Source organism: Mesorhizobium sp. M0678, assembly GCF_040320505.1.
GTDB lineage: Bacteria > Pseudomonadota > Alphaproteobacteria > Rhizobiales > Rhizobiaceae > Mesorhizobium.
Genome location: NZ_JAMYPT010000003.1, coordinates 242465 through 262841 on the forward strand (window position 1 = coordinate 242465; position 20377 = coordinate 262841).

At 59.1% G+C, this 20377-nt stretch carries 18 protein-coding genes and 1 pseudogene; 5 read left to right on the plus strand and 14 right to left on the minus strand.

All coding sequences use genetic code 11. From position 1 onward, the window contains the following. Window positions 1–75: 75 nt before the first annotated feature. Together NKI29_RS07705 and NKI29_RS07710 are read right to left on the minus strand one after the other, a co-directional pair. The gene (locus NKI29_RS07705; RefSeq protein ID WP_352569930.1) at window positions 76–933 is read right to left on the minus strand and encodes a protein-L-isoaspartate O-methyltransferase family protein; all 858 of its coding nucleotides are present in this window, start codon (window positions 931–933) and stop codon (window positions 76–78) included. 143 nt (window positions 934–1076) lie between these two features. Then, window positions 1077–1877: a D-glutamate cyclase family protein gene (locus NKI29_RS07710; protein WP_352795773.1), complete on the minus strand. Its 801-nt coding sequence runs from the start codon at window positions 1875–1877 to the stop codon at window positions 1077–1079. A 688-nt stretch (window positions 1878–2565) separates the two neighbouring features. Here NKI29_RS07710 and NKI29_RS07715 point away from each other — a divergent pair. Both NKI29_RS07715 and NKI29_RS07720 read left to right on the plus strand, forming a co-directional pair. Then, window positions 2566–3222 (plus strand): Crp/Fnr family transcriptional regulator, encoded by a 657-nt coding sequence (locus tag NKI29_RS07715; RefSeq protein ID WP_352454219.1) that lies wholly within the window; start codon window positions 2566–2568, stop codon window positions 3220–3222. 550 nt (window positions 3223–3772) lie between these two features. Further along, entirely contained in the window at window positions 3773–4531 is a 759-nt protein-coding gene (locus tag NKI29_RS07720) for a LuxR C-terminal-related transcriptional regulator (RefSeq protein WP_352454218.1), read from the plus strand. 114 nt (window positions 4532–4645) lie between these two features. Here the strand turns inward: NKI29_RS07720 and NKI29_RS07725 are convergent, their stop codons facing one another. Beyond that, window positions 4646–4912 (minus strand): hypothetical protein, encoded by a 267-nt coding sequence (locus NKI29_RS07725; protein ID WP_352454217.1) that lies wholly within the window; start codon window positions 4910–4912, stop codon window positions 4646–4648. Between the two features lie 336 nt (window positions 4913–5248). Continuing rightward, complete coding sequence (locus NKI29_RS07730; RefSeq protein WP_352569932.1) at window positions 5249–6070, minus strand: LuxR C-terminal-related transcriptional regulator; 822 nt, start codon at window positions 6068–6070, stop codon at window positions 5249–5251. On the opposite strand from NKI29_RS07730, the gene NKI29_RS07735 reads away from it, so the two are divergent. The 3 genes and pseudogenes from NKI29_RS07735 to NKI29_RS07745 form a co-directional block, all read left to right on the plus strand. Next, window positions 6048–6497 carry a hypothetical protein gene (locus NKI29_RS07735; protein WP_352569934.1) on the plus strand — a complete coding sequence of 150 codons (450 nt, stop codon included), beginning with the start codon at window positions 6048–6050 and terminating at the stop codon, window positions 6495–6497. The two genes, NKI29_RS07730 and NKI29_RS07735, sit on opposite strands and share 23 nt — an antisense overlap. 531 nt (window positions 6498–7028) lie before the next feature. Then, window positions 7029–8954 (plus strand): polysaccharide biosynthesis/export family protein, encoded by a 1926-nt coding sequence (locus tag NKI29_RS07740; RefSeq protein ID WP_352795775.1) that lies wholly within the window; start codon window positions 7029–7031, stop codon window positions 8952–8954. Window positions 8955–9468: 514 nt separating this feature from the next. Beyond that, a pseudogene (locus tag NKI29_RS07745) lies at window positions 9469–9705 on the plus strand (class I SAM-dependent methyltransferase); the annotation flags it as partial. Window positions 9706–9832: 127 nt separating this feature from the next. On the opposite strand, the gene NKI29_RS07750 reads toward NKI29_RS07745, so the two are convergent. The 10 genes from NKI29_RS07750 to NKI29_RS07795 all read right to left on the minus strand — a co-directional run bounded on the left by NKI29_RS07750 (window position 9833) and on the right by NKI29_RS07795 (window position 20252). Then, window positions 9833–11002, minus strand: a complete 1170-nt coding sequence (locus NKI29_RS07750; protein WP_352569936.1) for an FAD-dependent oxidoreductase — start codon at window positions 11000–11002, stop codon at window positions 9833–9835. A 70-nt stretch (window positions 11003–11072) separates the two neighbouring features. Beyond that, window positions 11073–11366, minus strand: a complete 294-nt coding sequence (locus tag NKI29_RS07755; RefSeq protein ID WP_352795776.1) for a hypothetical protein — start codon at window positions 11364–11366, stop codon at window positions 11073–11075. Between the two features lie 91 nt (window positions 11367–11457). Then, window positions 11458–12639: a GNAT family N-acetyltransferase gene (locus NKI29_RS07760; protein ID WP_352569938.1), complete on the minus strand. Its 1182-nt coding sequence runs from the start codon at window positions 12637–12639 to the stop codon at window positions 11458–11460. A 40-nt stretch (window positions 12640–12679) separates the two neighbouring features. Further along, window positions 12680–12949, minus strand: a complete 270-nt coding sequence (locus NKI29_RS07765) for a hypothetical protein (RefSeq protein WP_352569939.1) — start codon at window positions 12947–12949, stop codon at window positions 12680–12682. 13 nt (window positions 12950–12962) lie between these two features. After that, entirely contained in the window at window positions 12963–14297 is a 1335-nt protein-coding gene (locus NKI29_RS07770; protein WP_352569940.1) for a lipopolysaccharide biosynthesis protein, read from the minus strand. Next, window positions 14288–15565: a glycosyltransferase family 4 protein gene (locus NKI29_RS07775; protein WP_352569941.1), complete on the minus strand. Its 1278-nt coding sequence runs from the start codon at window positions 15563–15565 to the stop codon at window positions 14288–14290. Before NKI29_RS07775 ends, NKI29_RS07770 begins: the two co-directional genes overlap by 10 nt. Before the next feature lie 14 nt (window positions 15566–15579). Beyond that, window positions 15580–16224 (minus strand): hypothetical protein, encoded by a 645-nt coding sequence (locus tag NKI29_RS07780; RefSeq protein WP_352569942.1) that lies wholly within the window; start codon window positions 16222–16224, stop codon window positions 15580–15582. A 100-nt stretch (window positions 16225–16324) separates the two neighbouring features. Then, on the minus strand, window positions 16325–18295 hold the full coding sequence (locus NKI29_RS07785; protein WP_352795777.1) for a putative glycosyltransferase family protein: 1971 nt from the start codon (window positions 18293–18295) through the stop codon (window positions 16325–16327). Between the two features lie 5 nt (window positions 18296–18300). After that, the gene (locus NKI29_RS07790; protein ID WP_352454206.1) at window positions 18301–19446 is read right to left on the minus strand and encodes a glycosyltransferase family 4 protein; all 1146 of its coding nucleotides are present in this window, start codon (window positions 19444–19446) and stop codon (window positions 18301–18303) included. Then, a complete protein-coding gene (locus tag NKI29_RS07795; protein WP_352569944.1) occupies window positions 19434–20252 on the minus strand; it encodes a glycosyltransferase family 2 protein in 819 nt (272 codons plus the stop codon). Before NKI29_RS07795 ends, NKI29_RS07790 begins: the two co-directional genes overlap by 13 nt. Window positions 20253–20377 lie beyond the last annotated feature (125 nt).

Consider the following 20377-nt stretch of genomic DNA (forward strand, 5'->3'; position numbering starts at 1 on the left):
TATAGATCCTTCGTGCAACGCCCTTCAATGCGTGCCACACCCTACGACGGTGACACGCGAGATTGATATCGATCTCTAGGCTTTCGAAATCCAATATGCGTCGGCAACTAGCCAAGCGTTCTCGAGGCCATTTGCTGGTCGTCCTCGATGGTATTGCGCGAGACCAGTGACCTTGCCTCGCGCAGTCTTGAGGGCGGCCATCAACGCCTTTTCTTCGTCACTGCGCCTAGCTCCGCTGCAGGGGTAAAACCCGCATGGCATAAGTGATCTTACAGGAAACGCACGGCCAGCCCTTTCCAGAAGCATCATGAAGCCTCGTTGGTCTTCACCTGTGAACGGCAGCGCCATCCGACCCTTGTCGGACAAATTTGAAAGCCACCGTTCCGGCACGTGCGTCACTCCGGCAAAGGCGGCCACGACATCGAGGTTTGGCAGATCGACTGCCTGCGTTGCATCACCGGATATCACTTCTACATGGGCATAATGAGCAAGATTGCTTTGCGCTCGCCGGGCCAGTTCTTCGTCGATCTCATATGCAATCACGCGGCCTTCAGAACCCGTCAGTTCAGCGAGGATGGCGGTGAAATAGCCGACACCAGCACCCACCTGAAGGACAGTCTGGCCGGCGGCGACGTTCAGATGGTCGAAAACCAATGCCCAAAGCGACGGCAAGCCGCTGTTTAATCCGCGCTTTTCGTCAAGCGAGACCAGAACGTCGTGGTAAATCTCGTGAAGTGCGGCTGAAGGGCTGGTATGGACCGCCCCGATTTGCAATCTCGAATGGATACGCCAAGGCCCGTTGCCAAGGTACTGTTCGCGCGGAACCTTTGCGAAGGCCTCGATGACTGCAGGGTTGTGCAAGACAGGCGATGAGACACGCAGGTCTTCGGCAAACCACCGGCGCGGTTCACTAACATCGGTTCTGGTCGGCATGGAATATCGGCTCCCGGATTGCGCGTACCCGAGTCATGCTCTCAGAAAACCGAACGGCGGCAAAGGGTGCCTATCCTCGCGTCCGCCCTGCAGTCGAAGTGATTCGGAGCCGTTGGATCAGGCAAGCTCCGACTTGAGCACGATCATTGCAAGCTCGCGCCAAGTTCGAAATTAGGCCAAGACAGCGCTCGTGCATCCACGTCGGTGATCAGCATATGGCCCGGCGAGACTGTGATGGAGATCGCGAGTTCGGCACGAGCAAGAGCGTCTTGGGCGGTCAGGCTGCTCGCCCAGAATACAGGGATCTCCCCGTCCAAGACTTCGACGGCATCACCCCAGTCGGGAGCCATCAAATTTCGGATGCCGACCGTCGTGGGCTCTCCGACATGGATGGGAGACCCGTGCGCATGCGGAAAGCGCGCGGTGAGCACGCGAACCTTGTCGACTTCGCTATGCCGTATCGGACGCATGGAGACGACCATTTCGCCACCGAACGGTCCGACTTGGGACGTCTCGATCTTGGTGCGGAACTTGGGGGCGGTTTTTCCACGGCCGATACGCCGGAGTTTCACGCCTCGTTCGACAAGTGCGGCCTCGACGGTGAGCGAACTGCCGAGCGCGAAGGCCGCAAAGTCATCTTGCCACAGGTCGATGATGTCTGTGGTCTGGCGGATCATCTCGCCGAAGTGATAGATGCTGTACTGTGGTGCATCGGTCCGGATATCGATATCGCCCAGCGCAGGCAGAAATGGGCTGCCCGCACGGCTCACACCGACCAAAGGGCAGGGTTTCGGATTGCGGACACAAAACCGATAGAAATCGGCGGCAAAGCTGCGCGGCACAATCACGACGTTGGCCTGGAGCTTGCCGCGCGCAAGCCCTCCTGTATGCCCTTCATAGGCACCCATCCTGACGAGTCTGCGCAATCTGCCCGCATCGACCATTCGCAAATCCTCGTAGATCGGTAAAGTGATCGGGCGAGCCATGGCTTCCAACGGATGCGCGTTTCAACGACACGTCGAGAGCGCGTAAGATCATCGGCGGGTCTGCCGCTTGTCAAATCATAAGAATCTTTCCTCATTGATAAATCGTATTTATTGGCCGGCGAAGGATGGCACTTTTTATTAGCTTTTGCTCATATTTATTTTCATTGACACTCGCGGCAGCCGATCGCTTCTATCTGTCGGCTTGCCTCATGCAGGAAACCAAGATCGCGGTTCATGACTTAGGCGGGCTGACATCGGAAGCCAAATCGGCAGGCTACGTCCTGGCGTGCTGCAGCCGCCCGCAAGGCGACGTTTTGCTTGACCTGTAATTGCCATCCGCATCGCGGGTCAGCTTTTGCGTTCCATAGCCAAGCCATAGTGTTGCGACCGCAATGTGATTAGCGTTTCGGAGCCTGTTGTCCGGCTGCACGGGAGAGTTCACCGCCGCTGAACCCCTTAAATTAATTGCAGTTTACCTCATTCAAACAGACGAGGACAGTATGCAACCCCGCCCCTAGGGTAAGAGGTCGTTCTGTCGATTTGTTCGGGAGAAACTATTGCAAGTCGTGTGGAACCAGAAGCAAGTTCGCGATTCTTCATGCAGACACTATTGGAGTTCATGTGCTCGCATCCCATAGGGGGAACGTTGTCGAAGGACGAGTGGGGGAACAACGATTTTCTCGGTGTTACCGCAAAAATCTATAAACCCCATTCGGTGATATGCCGGCAGGAGGACGACAACAGTGAGATATTCATTGTAAAATCGGGCTGGGGCATACTTTATCAGGCACTGCCGGACGGAGAGCGGCAGATCATAGACACTCCCCTCAAGGGGGATGTCGTCGGTTTCCGTGGCTTGGACGGACCCCGTCTTGCGTCGCTGGCGTCCATAACCGAACTAGCTGTTTATGAAATTTCCAGTAAGGAACTGGTCGAGGCCATCCTGTCGGAAGGCCGAATCGGGAAGAAGATCGCCTGCTCTCTGGCGCGCCTGAACGCCATCCTTGCCGAACATCTCATGAATACCGGGCGGCGGAACGCGATGAGGCGTACCGCCCACTTCCTGCTAGAGTTGGAGGTGAGGCTCTCCAGGGTTGGGCTGTCGGCGCATGGAAGGTATGAGTGTCCTCTTGCCCAGCATGAACTGGCCGACATACTCGGCATGACCACGGTTCACGTCAACCGAACGTTAAGGGAGCTCCGCAAGGCCGATCTCGTCTCTTTCAAGTCAGGCCATGTAGAGGTGATCAATCGCAAGAAGCTGGTCGAAACAGCCGGATTCGACAGCGAGTATCTCAGGTAGCGGCTATCTCTCTTGAAGAGATTATCATGACGGGCGGCAACTCGGCCTGTCGCACCGAGGCCGGTGTGTAGCTGAAATATGCGCGGAGCCCCTTTTACTGCGGCAGATCCACGGGTGGGGCTCAAGCTAAATTGTTGAGCCATGGCTATCAGCGCGGTGCGCTAACCATGTCAACGGCACCTTCAGGAGTTCTGGTCTACCGCGGGAATCGCCGAAGGTACCAGCCGATCAACATTCGGCTGCCTGCTAGGTGAGATGGCCAAGTGGTCCTGTGCATGCGTCTTCAGGCGGATTGCAGCCCTTTTGGTCCGGCTTGGCGCCGGTTCCCTGAAAATTATGAAAAAAGCAACCTATGTTAGAGACTGCTTATAAATAAACCCTACACTTACCCAAGTTGGGTGTCTGCTGGGTCGGGAACTAAACAGGACGCAAATGGAGTAATCGAGCCTCGACGTTTCACAAGGCGCAATACCAAGTTTTTCAATGCCAGAGAATGCGGAAACCATATCGGCCGGCGCAAGGCGGCTTGTGTGGAAGAGCGGGTATTGATATGGGCTCCACAGCAGGACTGCACAATTACACTTCGGCAAATCGATCCGGAGTCCCGTCCGGTGGAACGGAAACCGTCCGCGGGCAGACAGGCAGGGAATGCCTCCTCATTCTGGACGGAAGGGCACTAGACCGCGAGTGTCTCGCATCGGCTCTCGTGGACCACGAACTCGGTATGGATGTCACCGCGTGGCGTTCCGTCGAGGAATGGCGCGTCGGAAAGAGCTCTGCCCCTCCCCTTGCAGCCATACTCTTCAACCTTGGCAGTCGGAAGGTTACAGATTATGGCCTCGCTGACGAGATCAGGCACATTTCATCCGAGTTCAAATCGGTCCCTGTGGTCGTCCTGGCCGAGACAGAAGACCTTGCCCAGATACTGACCGCTCTCGAATGCGGTGCACGCGGCTACATTCCGACCTCTGTTGGAATCGATGTCTGTGTCGAGGCAATCAACCTCGCGGCAGCGGGAGGCATCTTCGTGCCGGCGAGCAGTGTCCTTGCTATGCGGCACCTGATAGAGTCGGGCCGCCGCGACACGCAGCCTTTGGCGGGCATTTTCACGCTTAGGCAGGCCGAGGTTGCGCTAGCGCTCCGGCGCGGCAAGGCGAACAAGATCATCGCCTACGAACTGAATTTGCGCGAAAGCACGGTGAAGGTCCACATCCGCAATATCATGAAGAAGCTAAAGGCGACCAACCGCACGGAAGTCGCCTGCAAGGTCAACGATCTTCTCTCAGAAGGAACTCTGCCTGAAGAGTGAGCCCAAGTATAACACTGCCCACCTTGGGTGAATCCTGTGGCCATGTTCGGCTATTCGCCCTATCAAACATGTATTGTGAAAGTCGAAGGGCGGAATCGGCGGCTAATCGGCTGTCTAAGCAGGCTCGGGGAAGGTGTGTCTTCCTACCCATCCTATGGCCTCCTCGATCGTATCGAAATTCTTGTGCTGCCCGCTCAGCAGCCCGAATCCCGTTTCGAGGAACCATTTGCCTTTCGTGGAATATGCTTCCTCGTCGATTTGGGTAAGGACCGCCACCAATTGGTCGCGTTTCCACACCAGCACCCCGGATTCTCCGCCTTCAACCGTTCCGATCCGGACTTCGCTGAATGACAATCCAGAAACAGTCTTCGCTTGGCCCATTTTGATGAATTCCTCAGATTCAAAATGGCAATAAAATCCGTGAGCTTTGCAATTTGTTATCAAATCACGCAGTGAGTTCGAGCCGTTTGAGGCGATCTAATTCGGCAATCGACGCTATTGAGTACAGGCGACAACGCGTAAGGAAACCGGATCTGAGACGACCGCCGCCAATACAAAGGGCCGGGTCGTGGTCACATCGGCGCCGTCCACATGATGCGTGCGGTCTCCACCGCGCTCCTTCGCCCAGCCCGGGAACGATTTGAGCCCTATGCCTTGTTGATCGGCAACGAAGTTTGGCACAGGGATGCGCCAGCCCAAACGAAGATCTATCGCAGGTCATATTGGATGATCATCATCGAGAAAGAGGTATCCGTTTTGTGCTTCAGGCAGGTCATGCGGATGGTGAGCTGACTGAGGTTCTATCGTGTCGTTCCCCGTCGGGCCGTCGCCAGACGCTGGAGTAAGCATACCATGGTTCATTGCCCAAACTGCGGCCTGTGTTCGGTTGCGAACCCGAACCTTTCGAAGGATGGCCTTGACGTGTACCTTCACTGTAGCCTCGGCGATATTAATCTCGCGCGCGATGACTTTGTTGGATTCCCCTCCGATCAAGCGACGCAGAATGGACTTCTCCCGATTTGACAAAATCACTAGTTCTTCACCTTCAATCTCCACTTTAACTGCAGCGCTCGGTAACTCAGCAGCTACAGCATCATTTCTCAACCCTTGTCTGATATCTTCAATTACCATCGAAGTTTCCGTAGGCAACACGATTTGCCCTAGCGTAACCAATTCGAGAGCTTTAATGAACGTGTCGTAAGCAGCGACCTTTGTCAGATACCCGTTAGCCCCGGCACGAAAAGCTGAGATTATATTGGTCGTTCGACAGTGATCGGCTAGCGCAACGACATGGCTGGTCGGGTAGATCGCCTTAAAGTCTGCAATTTGTGCGAACTCAGCATCCGCATCAGTATCGCCGACATCTATGATGAGCAAGATGGAACGGTGCTGGGGTAGCGGCTTCTGCAGAAGATCGTGAACAGTCGCCGCGGAGAAAAGAATACGAAAATTTGCCGCATTCAGGGTTCGACTAAGCGCTTCTCGAAGCAACTCGCTCGGCTCGACAAGCACCGTTATGAAAGATTTTCTTGTCATCATCGCATTCTCGCTCGGCGCGATTGGGATACACATGTCGATTGGGATGCTCCAAAGCGCCAGCCGCACAGTTTCTTTTGTTCTTAATGTTACGCTCGGAAACCCTTACACCCAAATACCATCTTTAGGCGTAGGGCAGCATCATCGAGGCGTATCCGAATTCTTCAACCTGGGGCTTTTGGTCAAGGGCACGAGCTCTTGGTTTCAGCAGCTCAGGGAGGCGGCCATCGTAGCAAAGGACTGCGCGGCCGTGAGGATTGCCAGGGCTTGTTTTCCGGTGGGCGTGGTGGTGCCCCCGATCTGGCGGGAGAGCGTCGCGGTTTATGCGGCGAGCGGCGGGCTCAGGCGAGCCGCCCCGCGGCAGTCGACCACTCGGGGATGTCGCGCAGGGCCGGGTGAAGCCGACACTGACGCGGGCACGCTGATCTGAGCACACGCCGCACACGCCGAGCTTCAGCAGCTGAGGCAATGCGTGCCGCGGCCGATTTAGGGTAACGCTGCAAGGGATCTTGCTTTGTCGGGGCCGGAATTCTAGCCAGACGTGAGAGCCGACGAAAGAAACGCGATGCGGCCAGTTTCGCTATGATTACCCGATAGGATTGCCAAGACTGACGGCTTGGTCGCGTCGTTCTTCTGGGCCCGGACAACATAGTGGGAAACGGCCCAGCTATCCTGCCAATGCATGTCGGAGCCACAGAGACGCACGTCGGCAAACCAAGTTTCCGGCCCTCCGTTTCGTTCGATCGCGTTTGTCCTGTCACCATCGAGGAAGCTCTCCTGGAGCGCAGCAATCCGGTTGGACGAGTTTGCCCCAGATTCTCCTTTATCCGAATGGAGTGCCCACAAAGGGACAGTTGTGCTGCCGGCGGTGAAGGGTCACGATCCGGTCGAGCCTTGCTCGACCGGATCGGACGCATCGGGCGGGCGGGATGGCCACCATCGAAAGAGAAAGCCACACGCCATGGCCGTTAATACAGAATTCAATTGCGAGCCCGTCGCTCCCTCGTCACAGGCGGCCCAGCGCAGGGGATTGAAGGCCATCCTGCTTGTCTTCGGGCTCTCCGGGGTCGCCGCCTTGGGCGGGGCCGCGGCCAAAAACTTAGGGGCACTAGAGATTGTTTCCAGAGCCGTGGCACAGGTCAAGGAAGTCTCCCGACCCGTGATGCAGCCCGTGAGACAGAAGGTCGAAGATGCCTCCGCAGCCGTGATACAAAACGTCGAGGCGGCCTCCGCAGCCGTGGCGCAGAAGGTCGAGGCTGCCTCCGCAGCCGTGGCGCAGAAGGTCGAGGAAGTCTCCGCAACCGTTGTGCAGAGGGTCGAGGATGTCTCCGGGGCCATGATGGAGACGGCCGACGATGTTTCCGGAGCCGTGATGCAGAAGGCCGAGGATGTCTCCGGAGCCGCGGGAGCCGTGATGCAGAAGGTATCTGCTGTCATCAATGGCTGGCAAGAACAACCGGTTCAAGCCATGGCCGAACCTTCCCGTGCGATCGCGTCAGGACCGAATGCGGCGGGCGTGGCGTCAGTCGAACGGAGTGTCGAAACCAATGCCGAACTCCCCAAAACCCGCAGCAAGGCACCAAGCGTGCCCACCGGATACCTGTTTGGCGTCGGCGATCGCCTCAAGGTCGCGTTCTACGAGCGCGTCGAGGTCGAGGAAGACAAGTGGGGGCGCGCGCCCTCGGCCTTGCGCGGCATCCTGCAGCGTCCGGAACTGAGCGGCGAATATATTATCCAAGAGGACGGCACGATTTCCGTGCCCTTGCTTGGCTCCATTCCGGTCGCCAACAGGTCTACGCAACAGGTACAGGCCGACCTGGTGGAAACCTTCAATCAACTGCTGGGCCGCGAGGGACTGGTCAACGTCCTGCCGCTGGAACGCCCGCCCATCTACGTGCTGGGGCCGGTCAAGAATCCAGGCTCGTTCAAGTACGCGGCCGGCATGACCGTCCTGCACGCGATCGCGCTAGCAGGCGGACTGGACCGGGCCGAGGGCGAGCCGTGGCAGAAGATCGAAGCCGTACGCGAGATCCAGAAGCGGAGCGGGGCAATCGACGCCATGTTGAAGTTGCTCGCGCGCGCGGCCGTGCTGAAGGCCGAGCGCGACGGTACGAGACCCACAATCCCGCGCCAGTTGCTGGAGCTGGCCGGCGCGACCGAAGCTGCCAAACTCGTCAACGAGCAGAGCGACCGGCGCAAGGCCGTCGCCACGGCCCGCAAGGATCGTGAGCGCGCGACCCTGCGTGCGCTGGACGCGGCCAAGCAGGACGTTGTCGCGTATGGGCGCATGGAGTCGCTCAACGAACTCATCAAGCTGCGCCAGGAGCGCGTCAACAGCATGCGCGCGCTCGTGGACCGCAAAGTTGTCAGCATGACCGTGATGGATCAAGTCCAGGGCGAATTGTCCGACGCGGAACAGCGCCGGCAGGACGCCCTCAACCAGTACGCGGCCGCCAAGCAGCGCCTCGCTTCGCTGGAGTCTGAGGTGTTGCGGACCAGGGCCGACCTCAGGATCGATCTGGAGGTCGAGATCGAGACCATGGAGAGTCAGATCGCGGCCAATCAGCGCGAGTTGAACGCCAGCGAAGGCGTCCTGTACACGATGCCGGTGACCCGCGCCCAGTTTGCGAAGGACGCAAACAGCGCAACTTATCAAATCGTGCGGCAATCGGTTGCCGGGCCGGTCAGCATCGAGACCGTTGGGATGACCCTGTTAAAGCCAGGCGACCTCGTCAACATCATCATAGGCGAAAGCGAGCCAAGAGAGCCGGCCGGTTCGTCGGTCCCAACCGTGTCGCCGAGCTGCGAGAGCTTGCCGGCAGCGTGCAATCCCAACGATGTCGAGCCTGCCCGCGTGGTGAGGGAGGAGAGGATCGGTCCGAATTGACGCCCGGCAAGGACATTGGTCTGCATTGCTGGTCTGCGTGGATGAACTCGTCGGCACGAAGTGGGAAGCGCGAACCGACCACTCGCCGTCGCCGACAGCTTGAACCGATTCATGATCGAGCATGTCCGCCTCCGCTTGCATGTCGGCCTCCGCTCAGGAGTTCGGATCACTGACAAAGTTGCAGTGAGATGACATCGAACGGGATGCAGGTGCCAATCAAGGGGGATTGGTCAAAGATCTCGGAATTTTGTCACGACGCGCGTACGCCCGAGCGAAATTTGCGCACTATCAAATCGAGAAGGCTCTGGCTACTCAGCTGCTGAATTCAGATCAAGACGCTCGGCTCAGCCTCCATGCTAAAGTGTACAGCAAGCTTTTTTGTCCAGAAAGGCGCGCGTTTCGGCGAATTGGGGGCCGGTTATTGTAAGCTTAGCCTTAGCATGTGCAATAATTGCTCATCAGATGCAATCGACGTAACTGACGCGTTACCGCCACCTGGGAGAAGCCTGTCAATTTTCGATTTGTCAAGATCGATGGTATCCATCTACATTTCGCCGATAATAGTCTTGATTTTGTGTTTAGTGGTCGGTTGATGGAGCACCTCCACCCCGACGACGCAGTAAGGCAGCTTTCGCAGCTATACCGTGTTCTTGTACCTGGCGGTGCCTACTATTGCATCACTACACACGCGGTCACGGGTCCTCACGACATTCGGTATACTTTGACAAAGTTGCATGTGGATTCCACCTGAAGGAATATAGCTACCGTGAGCTGTCACGCGCGTTTACGGGGATTGGCCTCGAAAGCAGGCTGTGCTGTTCGGCCATGGGGCGTTAATGAGCTCGTTGCTGCCAACAACGCTGTCGATACCGCCAAGTTCAGCCTGCTCCCCAACGAACTGCGCTTGCCGCCAAGCGAAGTTGTGGGATCGAGATTCCCATCATGTCGAGACCAATCCTGCCCATCCGACGAATACGCCATAAAAGCGTTGTATCGGACGCCAGTGATCGGTTGTAAGATGCTTCAGCAAGCGACCATTCATCACAGGCAACTTTGACGGGGTCATTGTAGTATGTCCGGATTTTCTCGACCCCCATTCCGGGTGTGGCTAACCATGTCGGAATATGATGGCGTAACCGATCAACGTCGGTTAGCACTTTATTGAGACCGGTACCCGCCGCCGGATCGCTGGTAGCAAAACTGTCACCAACCAATACCAGACCGGGTTGCTGTTCGTGATTCTGCGCGGCGTAAAGATCAACGGGTCGAATCTGAATATCGCTTGACACGACAGCATCACCAAGGAGACGCTTCAATCGGGGCATTACCGCATACAATGCAGATAACGGCGATGTGCGCACTTCCTGACACCACGGATGGCGTATATCACCATGGTAGACGAACACATTGGCGCGCATTCTTGAACCAATCGGAAACATGCTCACATAACCCATGGGCCCTGGCTTTTCCGCAAAATACGTTAAAGCTTGAAATTTGAAACCAGCTTTAGAGGTGAGATCAAAACCAACACTGATCGAGTGGCATTTACTGATCTCGGATCGAGTGATCGCACCCCGGACGACATTGTTTAAGCCGGTCGCCACCACAATCAATCGGGTCGACCATGTGTCACCATTTGACAGGGTAACTTTCTGCCGGTCGGAGCTCGTCGTTATTTTGGTCACTTTAGCGCAGATGAATTGGACACTATCTGGAATCTGGCGGCGAATAACATTTACCAAATCCTGATAAGCCATCCCATATTCGCAAGGCTCGCCGTGTTTCCCATGCTTTTTACCGATGACATAACCGTGACGGGCCACCGATATCTCAGTCATCGGTGTCGCAGCCGCCAATACGGCATCCGCCAGCCCGGTTTTTTTGAGCAAGTCGACTTGATCGTCATCGAGTTTTTCGCAGCGAAACTCCACTGGATAGACTTGATGGATATCAACAAGGATGGTCGAAATCTCCATCCGGCCAAGCATCGCAGCGGCTAACGAGCCGGCGGTACCACCCCCGAGGACCGCTACATCAATATTATTCAATTCCCGCTCCTCCGCTCACCACTTCATTGACAGCACGATCATGACGGCACCAAACGGTGTCGAAGAAAATTCAAGACTCCGTCTTTTGCTGCAAAACCAAACTAGCGCGCTTGTTTATCACGCGACCAAACCGCGCAATCCACAGTTCGGTAAACAGCTTTGACGCAATCCCCTCCATCGACCCGCCAGTCTCGCGAAGCAACTTGAAGTGCTTCTCCTCAATTTTCTCGCAGCAAAAATCCTCCGCACAGGGATGATGCACGTCGATCAGGACGATCGAAATCCGGCTCGCCCGAGCGTCGCGGCGGCGATAGAGCCGCCCCAGACCGCCTCCTACAATCCCAATATCTGCACTATACATCATCGTCTCCCGCAGATAACTTAAATTATACCATACTTTTTTCGCGAAGCGCTATGATGTATCCCACACCAAGTTCAAACTCACGATCGTCCAGTCAGAGAAACATGCGATGCAAGGATCGTCTTGTCTTGCGAAAGACCTGCCGCAGCGGCGGCTTTACTAACGGCGTTTTGGCATACCATGTATGTATGTAATGAATCGCCATTCGCACCGCAACGACAATACGACCGAGCAAAGTTCTGCTATCAAAATGGAAAAACAGAAGCAAATTGATATCGGACCACGAAAGCTTATAAGGCTCGTCGCCGATCGTGAAATCGAATTTCTGAATCTTCCGGCCAATGGCATATTGCATCATTTGCTGAATATGCTGACGCCCGGGACTGTATTTGGCAAACTCCTCCAGATAACTCGACATCACCAGTGAATAACTGGAATTGAACCGGAGACCCAGACCCGTCGCCACCGGAATCCCATCCACATCCAGCCGCGTGACATGGATGACCTCGCGCAACCGAGGATTGGCGACAATCGCCAAATAAAATTCGCGAAAACCCGGACGTTCGAACATATCATGAACACCCATTCGGGCATAGCTGCTCCGTTTTTGTTCGATCAGCTTTGCAATGGTGCACTCGATCTCGGCCTGATCTTGCACGTCTACAAAGCGAATCGCGCCGCCACCTTGCTTGGCGAGGTTTTTGGCCTTGCGCCGGTGGGTATGCAGCGTCGAATTCGAAAACTTTGACGCATAAAACCGATTCCAGTTCGCTTCCGGGAGGGTTGCGACATGTCCGGCGCAATTAGCCAGCAAGACCGGCAACTCGAGAAAGGGATTAGGTTGAGAGCCGACAACACTGGGCATATTGTAAAATTCAACAGTGTCGAAACGAAGTCGAGGATAGTCTTGAATCGCCCGCATTATGTCTTTCCACAGGCGGCCGAATCGCCCAGGTTTCACGTGATCGCTAAAATTTATCGCCAGAATGGGCGAATTATAATCGCACAATTCCGATCCAAACCAGACCAGCCGGCGGATCAGACTATGGCGTTCGATCGCCAATGGTAGAATAAAAACCGCCACGCCGGTATCGTCGAGACCCAGCACGATCACCGGGATCAGTCTCTCTTTGGAGCCGATGTGGTGATACCATTCCATCTGCCAATCAAACAATTGGAATACGGTACAATCCGCATGCTGCTCTAATGTTCTCCATTGAGCTTCCACCGCGTCCATATCGGTGAAAATTTGCAGAGCAATATTCGCCGTCGTCATTGGGTGTGCCTATGTAACAAAGGTTTAGCCAGTCCTGCTGCTAGAGAATGTTCTGCTTGAAATCCCAAAAGGTAGCGTGCCTTGTCCGGGTCGCCGATCGAATTATAGGGAAGAACTTGCGGATGACTTCGCCCGCAGGCTGCTCCAGTCTGAAGAAGCCACTCAAAATGAAGAACAGTTGGACCCGCAGCGCTCCCGCCCCGATGCGGAAGTGCGTTTTGACCCACGGCCAGCCGAAGTGCTCGACGCCGACGAGTCCGATCGCGATGGCCCACCGGCCATCCAATTGCAGTCGACAATCCAGCGCCATAATCGGTGTCTCCTCAAGTCTGGAGCGGCGACGCGGTCGGTCGGTCGTGCGCGGGGCCGGCCGCAGAATCCAGTTTCATCGCGAAGGCCAAAATCAGGGCGGCACATGCACCCTCGATGCTGACCGCGAGCGTCCAGCCTAGGACCAGGCCTTGAAGTCCATCAAGCTTCGCCCCCGCGACCACGAAGCACAGCTCCAGCAATCCGCCAAGCGCGAACCAGCGAGATGCCTTGCGCATCCTGTCGCCCAACCGCGCCAGCGTACAGGCATGAAATTTGAGCGTTGATCCCAACAGGCTGAAGCCGAGGAAGTGTAGGCTCGAACCGGCGATCTCAGGATAGACCGGATTGAAGACCGCAAGGATCTCCTGCGAATAGGTAAAGACGAAGACGGCACAGGCCAGCGAGAAGAGCAATGACGCCGACAGCGACACAAGGATGTCGTGTCTGGATTGTTTCGGGCTTGTTCTGATCACAGGGAACAGGATCGTGGCCATGGCTGCTGGAATCAACGAGGCCGTGAAGACCAGCATCCACAACGGCATGAGGGCGGCATTTGTGATCGGCGACAGGAGAACCAGCACAAGGTAGGGCATGATGACGACTGGTGCCTGCGAGGCGACATCGAGCGCGTAGTGGTCGAAGACCTTGCTTCGGAGCGTATGGAGCAGCTGGAAATCGGGAGGCCCAATGAGGCGACGCGCACCGCCCCGGGTCAAGAGATCGACGCCGATACAGGACGCCACCAGGCTGGCCACCCAGCTCAGAAGAAGCGCGGCATTGGAGGTGTAGCCAGCGGCAGCGGCGACGGCGATCAGCATCAGCTTGAACGTGGAGAACAGCACCTGCCGGATCATCCTGCCGGTGCTGCGCAGGTTGCCGACGAGCGCCAGATCGACCATCGCGCAGAGTACGGTCAGGCAGCAGCCGAGGACGAACGTAACACCCTCGAACCAGCCGCCGATCGGCCCGGTCGAGCTGTTGAGGTACGCCTCCCCGAAGACAAACAACAAGGCCAGGCCGACCGCCAGCGCCACCCCGACGGATGCTGCAGCGGCCACGAGGCCGCGCCCCTTGCCGGGGTGCCGTACGATTTCACCCATCAGCAGGGTCCCGAGCCCGGCTTCGCCCAGCAGGCCGACGAGCGCCATCACGGACAGGAGGGCGGAGGCCTTGCCGATCACCTCCGGCGGAAACAGCCGGGCCGCGAGCCACCAATAGACAAACCCAAGACCGGCCGTTGCAATCGTTCCGATCGCCACAGCGCCGGAATTCAGAACGAGCGCGGCGCTCTTTTGAAGCTCTCGCCGGACGCGAATAATGGCTGTCCCCACGAGACCTATTGGCATGATGGCTCCCCCGAACCTTGCTGCGCCGGTACCGCTGACCTGCTAGCGGCTGGGCACACGACGTCCCGGTAGACCTGCTCGATCCGAGTCACGACCGCTCCTGCCTTGAGGCGCCCGACTCGGGCGAGGCTTGTCGCCTCCAGGCGAGCGAGCAAGGCGCGGTCCTGCAGAAGGGTCTGCATTGCGTGGGCAAGGACGTGCGCATCACCGGGCGGCACGAGAAGCCCGGTTTCGCCATGATCGACGAGATCCGGCATGCCGCCCACGCCGGTTGCGACGACCGCCTTGCCGGAAGCCATCGCTTCCATGATGACCGTCGCGCAGGCTTCGGGCCCGACCGACGGCAGCACCCCGAACAGTGAGCGCCGCCACGCATGCATGATGGCGGAATGCGGCCATGCATTGAAGACGCGAACGCTCGGCGGAAACTCTGTTGGCGTATCGGCGACCCGGCGCCCGATCAGGACCAGCTGCGGCGCCCGTTCCAGGCCGGCATAGGCTTGCAGGAGAACGTCAATGCCCTTGAGGCGCATCATATCACCGACGAACAGGATGAATTCATCCCGGGGTAGCTCACGCAGACAGGGATGTTCCGGGCCAAGCATCGCAACATCATCGGGCACAAAGTTGGGGATGATCTCGTAGGGGGCGCGGCCTTCGGTCAGTCCGGTGTGGCGCGCCACCGCGTGGCTCACCGCGATGAAACGGTCCACCGCGCGCCGAGCGGCAAAACTCGACGCCCAGTTGCCCAAAGTGGTCGCGGCTGCCTTCACCGCCCCGTAATGTCCTGCGGCGCAGGGCAGGCACTTGGCCGGCGCTGGGCCACTGCAGAGACGGGCGCCCAAATGCATGAAGTTCTTCTTGGCGCAGACAAGGCCGTAATCGTGGAGCGTAACCACGAGGCGCGCCCTACTCCAACCTTTGAGCAGCAGGAAGGACGCGTAGATCCAGTTATGGGCGTGGACTATGTCCGGCTCCTCCCGAGCGACCAGCCGCCTCAGGGCAAGCACCAATTCGGGATCTGGAAAGGGCGGTGCATGGCGCCGCTCGGGATCGGTGTGAAGGCCCGACAGGCGCTGGAGCGTTCCCTGCAGGCGATGCACGCGGACCGCGCCGTCCAGCTCGGTTTCAGGCGATCCAGGATGCATCAAAGTCCCGACGCTGACATGATGGCCCCGCTGCGCCAGCGCCGCGCCGAGATTGCGGACGTGCCGCTCCTCTCCCCCGATCACCGGAGGATAGAACTGTGATAGCAGCAGGATGCGCATGGTCCAGCCTCGTTCTAGATGCGCGGCACCATCGTCGAAACGCTGCGATAGAGCCGGTTGTCTTCCGGTCGATAGAGCCGCGCCTCGGCCGTCTGGCGAGTTCCCAAGACGGGCACCGGGATTTTCCGTGTCCAGGTGTCGCCCGGCGCGATGGTGAGCGATCGGAAGATGGCGAACGGCTGCCCATCAAGGGTGATTTCCAGGTCGAATCGCTGAGGTTGGGTCTCGGCGCTCCTGATGCCGACGGTGATCTGGCCGGACTCGCCACTGGCCGACGGCAACAACCAGAACGCGGTGTATTTGAATTCCCGGTAGGCCGCTTCGTCCCGGACAGCAACCGCGTAGGCTCCGGTCGCCACAAGCAGCGCTAGCATGAGCGCGGCCCCCTGCCAGAACCGGATCCGCGCTGGTGCCGGCCAGGCTGGCAGATCGGGAGTGTCGCGGCGCCCGGCCGCCAGCAGCGCCGCGGCGGCCGTCACGGCCCAGAACCACAGCGCCCACCCGAGCGGTGTAAGGAAGCCTGCGGCGTTCAGGGCAAAGCCCCCGGCAATGCCGGCGGCGAGGCTTGCTCCGACCGCGTAGACCAGGTGTTGCAAGGCGGAGGTGGTCCTGACACCCATGGCCCGCAGCACCACGTGGCCCGAGACGAAAAACACCATGGGCGCGCCCAGGGCAGTACGCAGGAGCAAGCTGTCGCTAACCGAAACGGCAGCCACTGCGGCCCCCGCCCACAGGCACGCGGCCAGAAGGTCCCACTTGCTACCAATTCTCATGCAATCCTCTCACATCGTAGATGACGATCCAGCCGTTGTCGTAGATGCGGGTGACGCCCTTGACGTCATTGAACTTGAGCAGCGCTGCGCCCGAGAGCGGAGTTCCCTGCTGGGCTTGCCACGGCTGAAAGTAAAAGCCGAGCACCGGCGGAGCCGTGGTCAGGCGAAGGTCAATGAGCAGGAAATCGATGTCGCTTCGCGCCAACGCCCAAAACTCGTCGGGCCCCAATGTCTCGGCATCGAATATGCGCGCGGGATCGATCCCTTTGACGATGGTGACTCTGACGTCCTGCCGGCCGTAACCCGCAAGCAGAAGACGGTTGATACGGTCGGTGGTGAACCGGTTGCCGGCACCGAGCCATTCCCTGGCCCAGAGTGCCGTTTCGATCCCCATCGGCTCGATCGATTCCTGATCTGCACCCACCCTGTAGCGCCCATGGATCGGATTAATCGAAGAACTCGTCACGCCGCCTAGGACCATGATCACCAAGGCAACGGCAGGCGCGATGCGGCGCCACCCGCGTGGCGCGCGACCCTGCCAGAAGTGGACGATGCTCACCGCGACGACCAGTCCAACGCCGATGAACACGAACGTTCCCATGCGGTTGCCGATTTCCCAGCCGGCGACGGTCAGTCGGAAGGCCACCGAGACTGGGAGGCCGAAGGCCAGCAAGCTGAGCAGCACGAGGCGGCTGTCGCGCCAGCGGCGTTTGAGAATGCCGTGGATGGGACGCCAACCGGATCGCGCACCGCTCGGCGCTGCCAGGGCCAGCGACCGAAAGAATCCCGTTGCCAGTCCGAGCGCCACCAGCAGGAGCGCCAGCAAAGTGGTGAGCCGCATGTAGAGGGCCTTGTCCGGCGCTCCGAGGTGCTCCGACGGCGGGGTGGGCGCGCCTCGGATCTTCCCGAGCAATGTGTCGAAGCCGGACTCGATCACCGGACCGAGATAGCCTGTGAGAGGGACGTCACGGGCCTGCACCCACAGGATCGGCAGGGCTATGGCGAGGATGGCGGCGAGACCCACGGCAATGCTGGTCTTGATCCGAAGGGAGTCTTGCCGGCGCAAAGCCTCGAGGGCCGCTAGCGCTCCGAAATAGATGGCGGCGAAGGCGGCCGAGAGGTGATGCGTGACCGCGAGGCTTGCCAACAGCAATGCAATCAACCCGAGCGACTTCAGCCTCGGTTGCCCGACGAGATCCTTGGACGCTGCTTCAACCGCGAAAGTCAGCAGGCACAGCACCATGCCGAGGCTCTCGTAAGAGAACATCGAGTCGAACAGGAAGAAGGTTGAGCAACCCATATAGGCCAGACAGGCGACGGCCGAGATACGCGGCGATCCGGCGATGCTTTCAAGGAACAGAAACAGTGCACCGATGAACGTGCCCTTAAGGATGACCAACAAGAGCGCTCCCGCCACAAACAAGGGCAGTCCCGTCAAATCGACGATCGCGGTCGTCAGGATTTCCAGGCCGGGGTAGCTTGACCCGATAGGAAAAAGCGGGTTGGACAGGAACAGCCGCCGGGCCGTGATGAGATCCTCGGCCGCGATCCAGTGCAAAACCTCGTCGTAACCGCTGAAGCTTGTCGGGGAATAGACTACCTTGCAGTAGAACAGGGCTTCGGCAAGCAGGAACAGGAGCACCAGGCGCTCACCCCTGGCTGTTGTCGGCCAGGCGATGCGAAGGCTGATCGGAGCGACCAGGAGAACGACACCGGACCAGAAGAGCGGCGCCGCCACGTCATAGTCCCGGCGCCCGGCTGCGTGCCCGGCCACGACCAGGAGTAGAGCCGCGGCGATCGTTAGGCATAGAGCCGCGATCCATCCGGAACTGGCGCGTTGCGATGGGGCATCGGCGCTGCCGTCGCGAAGGTCGGGACCGACAACGGCCAAGACGAATCGGATCCCGACCTGGAGCGGGTTGATCCTGGTTCCTGCGGTGAAATGAGCTGGCAACATCAGCATCATACTCTCCTCGCAGGAGACCAGGATGTCAGACCACCGGGGGGCAAGGGGACAGTGGATCGGTTGCCGAGGACATCATAATAGACGTCGCTAAGCGCGTGCGCGCAAGCATCCCAGTCGGGCAGCGCCAAATCCGGGACCTCCCGACGGGACTCGAGTTCCTCGGCCATCGCGGCGGCCAGCTCTCCCGGACCGGCGTTGCACGGGATCGCCCGGCACAGGCCATTGGTGGCCAGCTCCCGCAGACCGGACGTGTCGCTGACGAGGACCGGACGGCGAAGTGAAAGGGCTTCCATCACGGCGACCGGATGGGCTTCGTATTCGCTGAACAGTATGAAGAGCGCGGCGCTCGCCAGGAGGTCTGCCATTTTCTGCCGCTCGGATCCGGGGATTCCCGCAATGGTGACCCGCTTTTCGAGGCCGAGCGTCGCGACGAGGCGTCGTAATTCTCCCTCGTACGGGCCTCTTCCGACGATGTGCAGTCGGGCATCCGGTACCCGGCGGATCAGTTCGGGCAAGGCCGCAATCGCCCGGTGATGGCCCTTGTAACGCTCCAACCTGCCGCCCGAGACGATCAGGTGCGGATCGACCTTGACGCCGGGGCTCGCAACCGGCATCGCGGCACCGTTCGGGATGACCACAAACCGTTCCCGCGGCACGCCCATCCTCGCGCTGAAGAAGCTGGCTTCGAATTCGGAGACGCCAATCAGCCGCGCGGCCCGGGCCACTAGCGGCCGGAGCAGCGCGTGCTGCGTGCCGCGCATGGCGTTGCGCAGCCGGGAGGAATGCCCGCCGCTGTGGAAGGTCAGGATGAACGGAAGGTCCCCGCGGACGGCCGCCAGCAGCCCGATCGGCGCCACGAAGCTGTTGTAACCTTGGAAATGGATCAGATCCCAAACCCCGCGCCGGATGGCGGTATAAATGCGGGGCGCCACGTAGAGGTCCAGCTCCCTCGGCCAGGCCGGCACGCGCTGCACGCGCATGCCGGGCACCGCCTCCTCAACCGGCAGCTCCCCCGAAGGATCGGTAGTGAGCACGTCAACCGCGTGGCCACGCGCAGCCAAGCGAGGGCCGACCTCCTGGATGTGAGTTTCGATGCCGCCCATGAAGGGGTAGCAGCGAGCGGCAACCATCAGGATTCGCATCGGGGTTGTCCACCGTCATCACAGGCTGTGGCGCTCCGCCTGTGCTGTTGGTGCAGCCTCTCGCGCAGGATGGTTTTGAGGACGCGCCAGCCGTCCGGGATGGGGCGCAGGTGGCTCACACCGCTGATGCGCCGAGCCTCGAAACTTGCCACCTCGACGATATTGAGGTGGTTCTTCAAAGCTCGCACGTTGATGAGGGTCTCGATCTCGAACCCGTCGCAATCGCAGTTCAGCGTGGCGACGTGCTTGGTCCAGAAGGCTATGTATCCGTAGCATAGATCGGAGAACCAACCGCCATAGAGCAGCCGCACGAACAGGGTCAGGCCCGTGTTGCCGAACATCCGGAACAGCGACATGTCACCGGTGCCGGCGCCCTGGATAAATCGTGAACCCTTAACGAGATCCGCGCCGGCCATCAGCGCACTGACAAACACGATCGCCTCCTCCGGGACCATGGAGCCGTCGGCGTCCAGCATGACGATGATGTCGCCTGTGGCGGCCAGGAATCCCGCTTGCAGTGCAGCGCCCTTGCCCCGGCGGGGCTCCATGACAACCTTCACGTCCTCACGCAGGCGGCGCGCGACCGCGACCGTGTCGTCGGTCGAACGACCATCCACGATAATGATCTCATGCGCCCAGTTGGGGATGCGCGGCAGAAGCCAAGGGAGGTTCTTGGCTTCATTGAGCGTCGGGACGACGAAGCTGACTCGGGGCAGACTCAACGATCGCCGCAGCGCGAAATTGATCGGGTCAGGCGGCGATGCGGCACCGATGGGGGCGACAATGCTGGAAAGACGGGCGTTCATGGCAGCGCTTTGAGGTCGTACGATGGGACCCAGGGGGCGGGCTGAAAGCGCGCCAGGACTGCCGATAGGTATCGGGCGAGATGATGGGCCGGGTGATACGTCCGGTGCTCCGCATCACGCGCAAG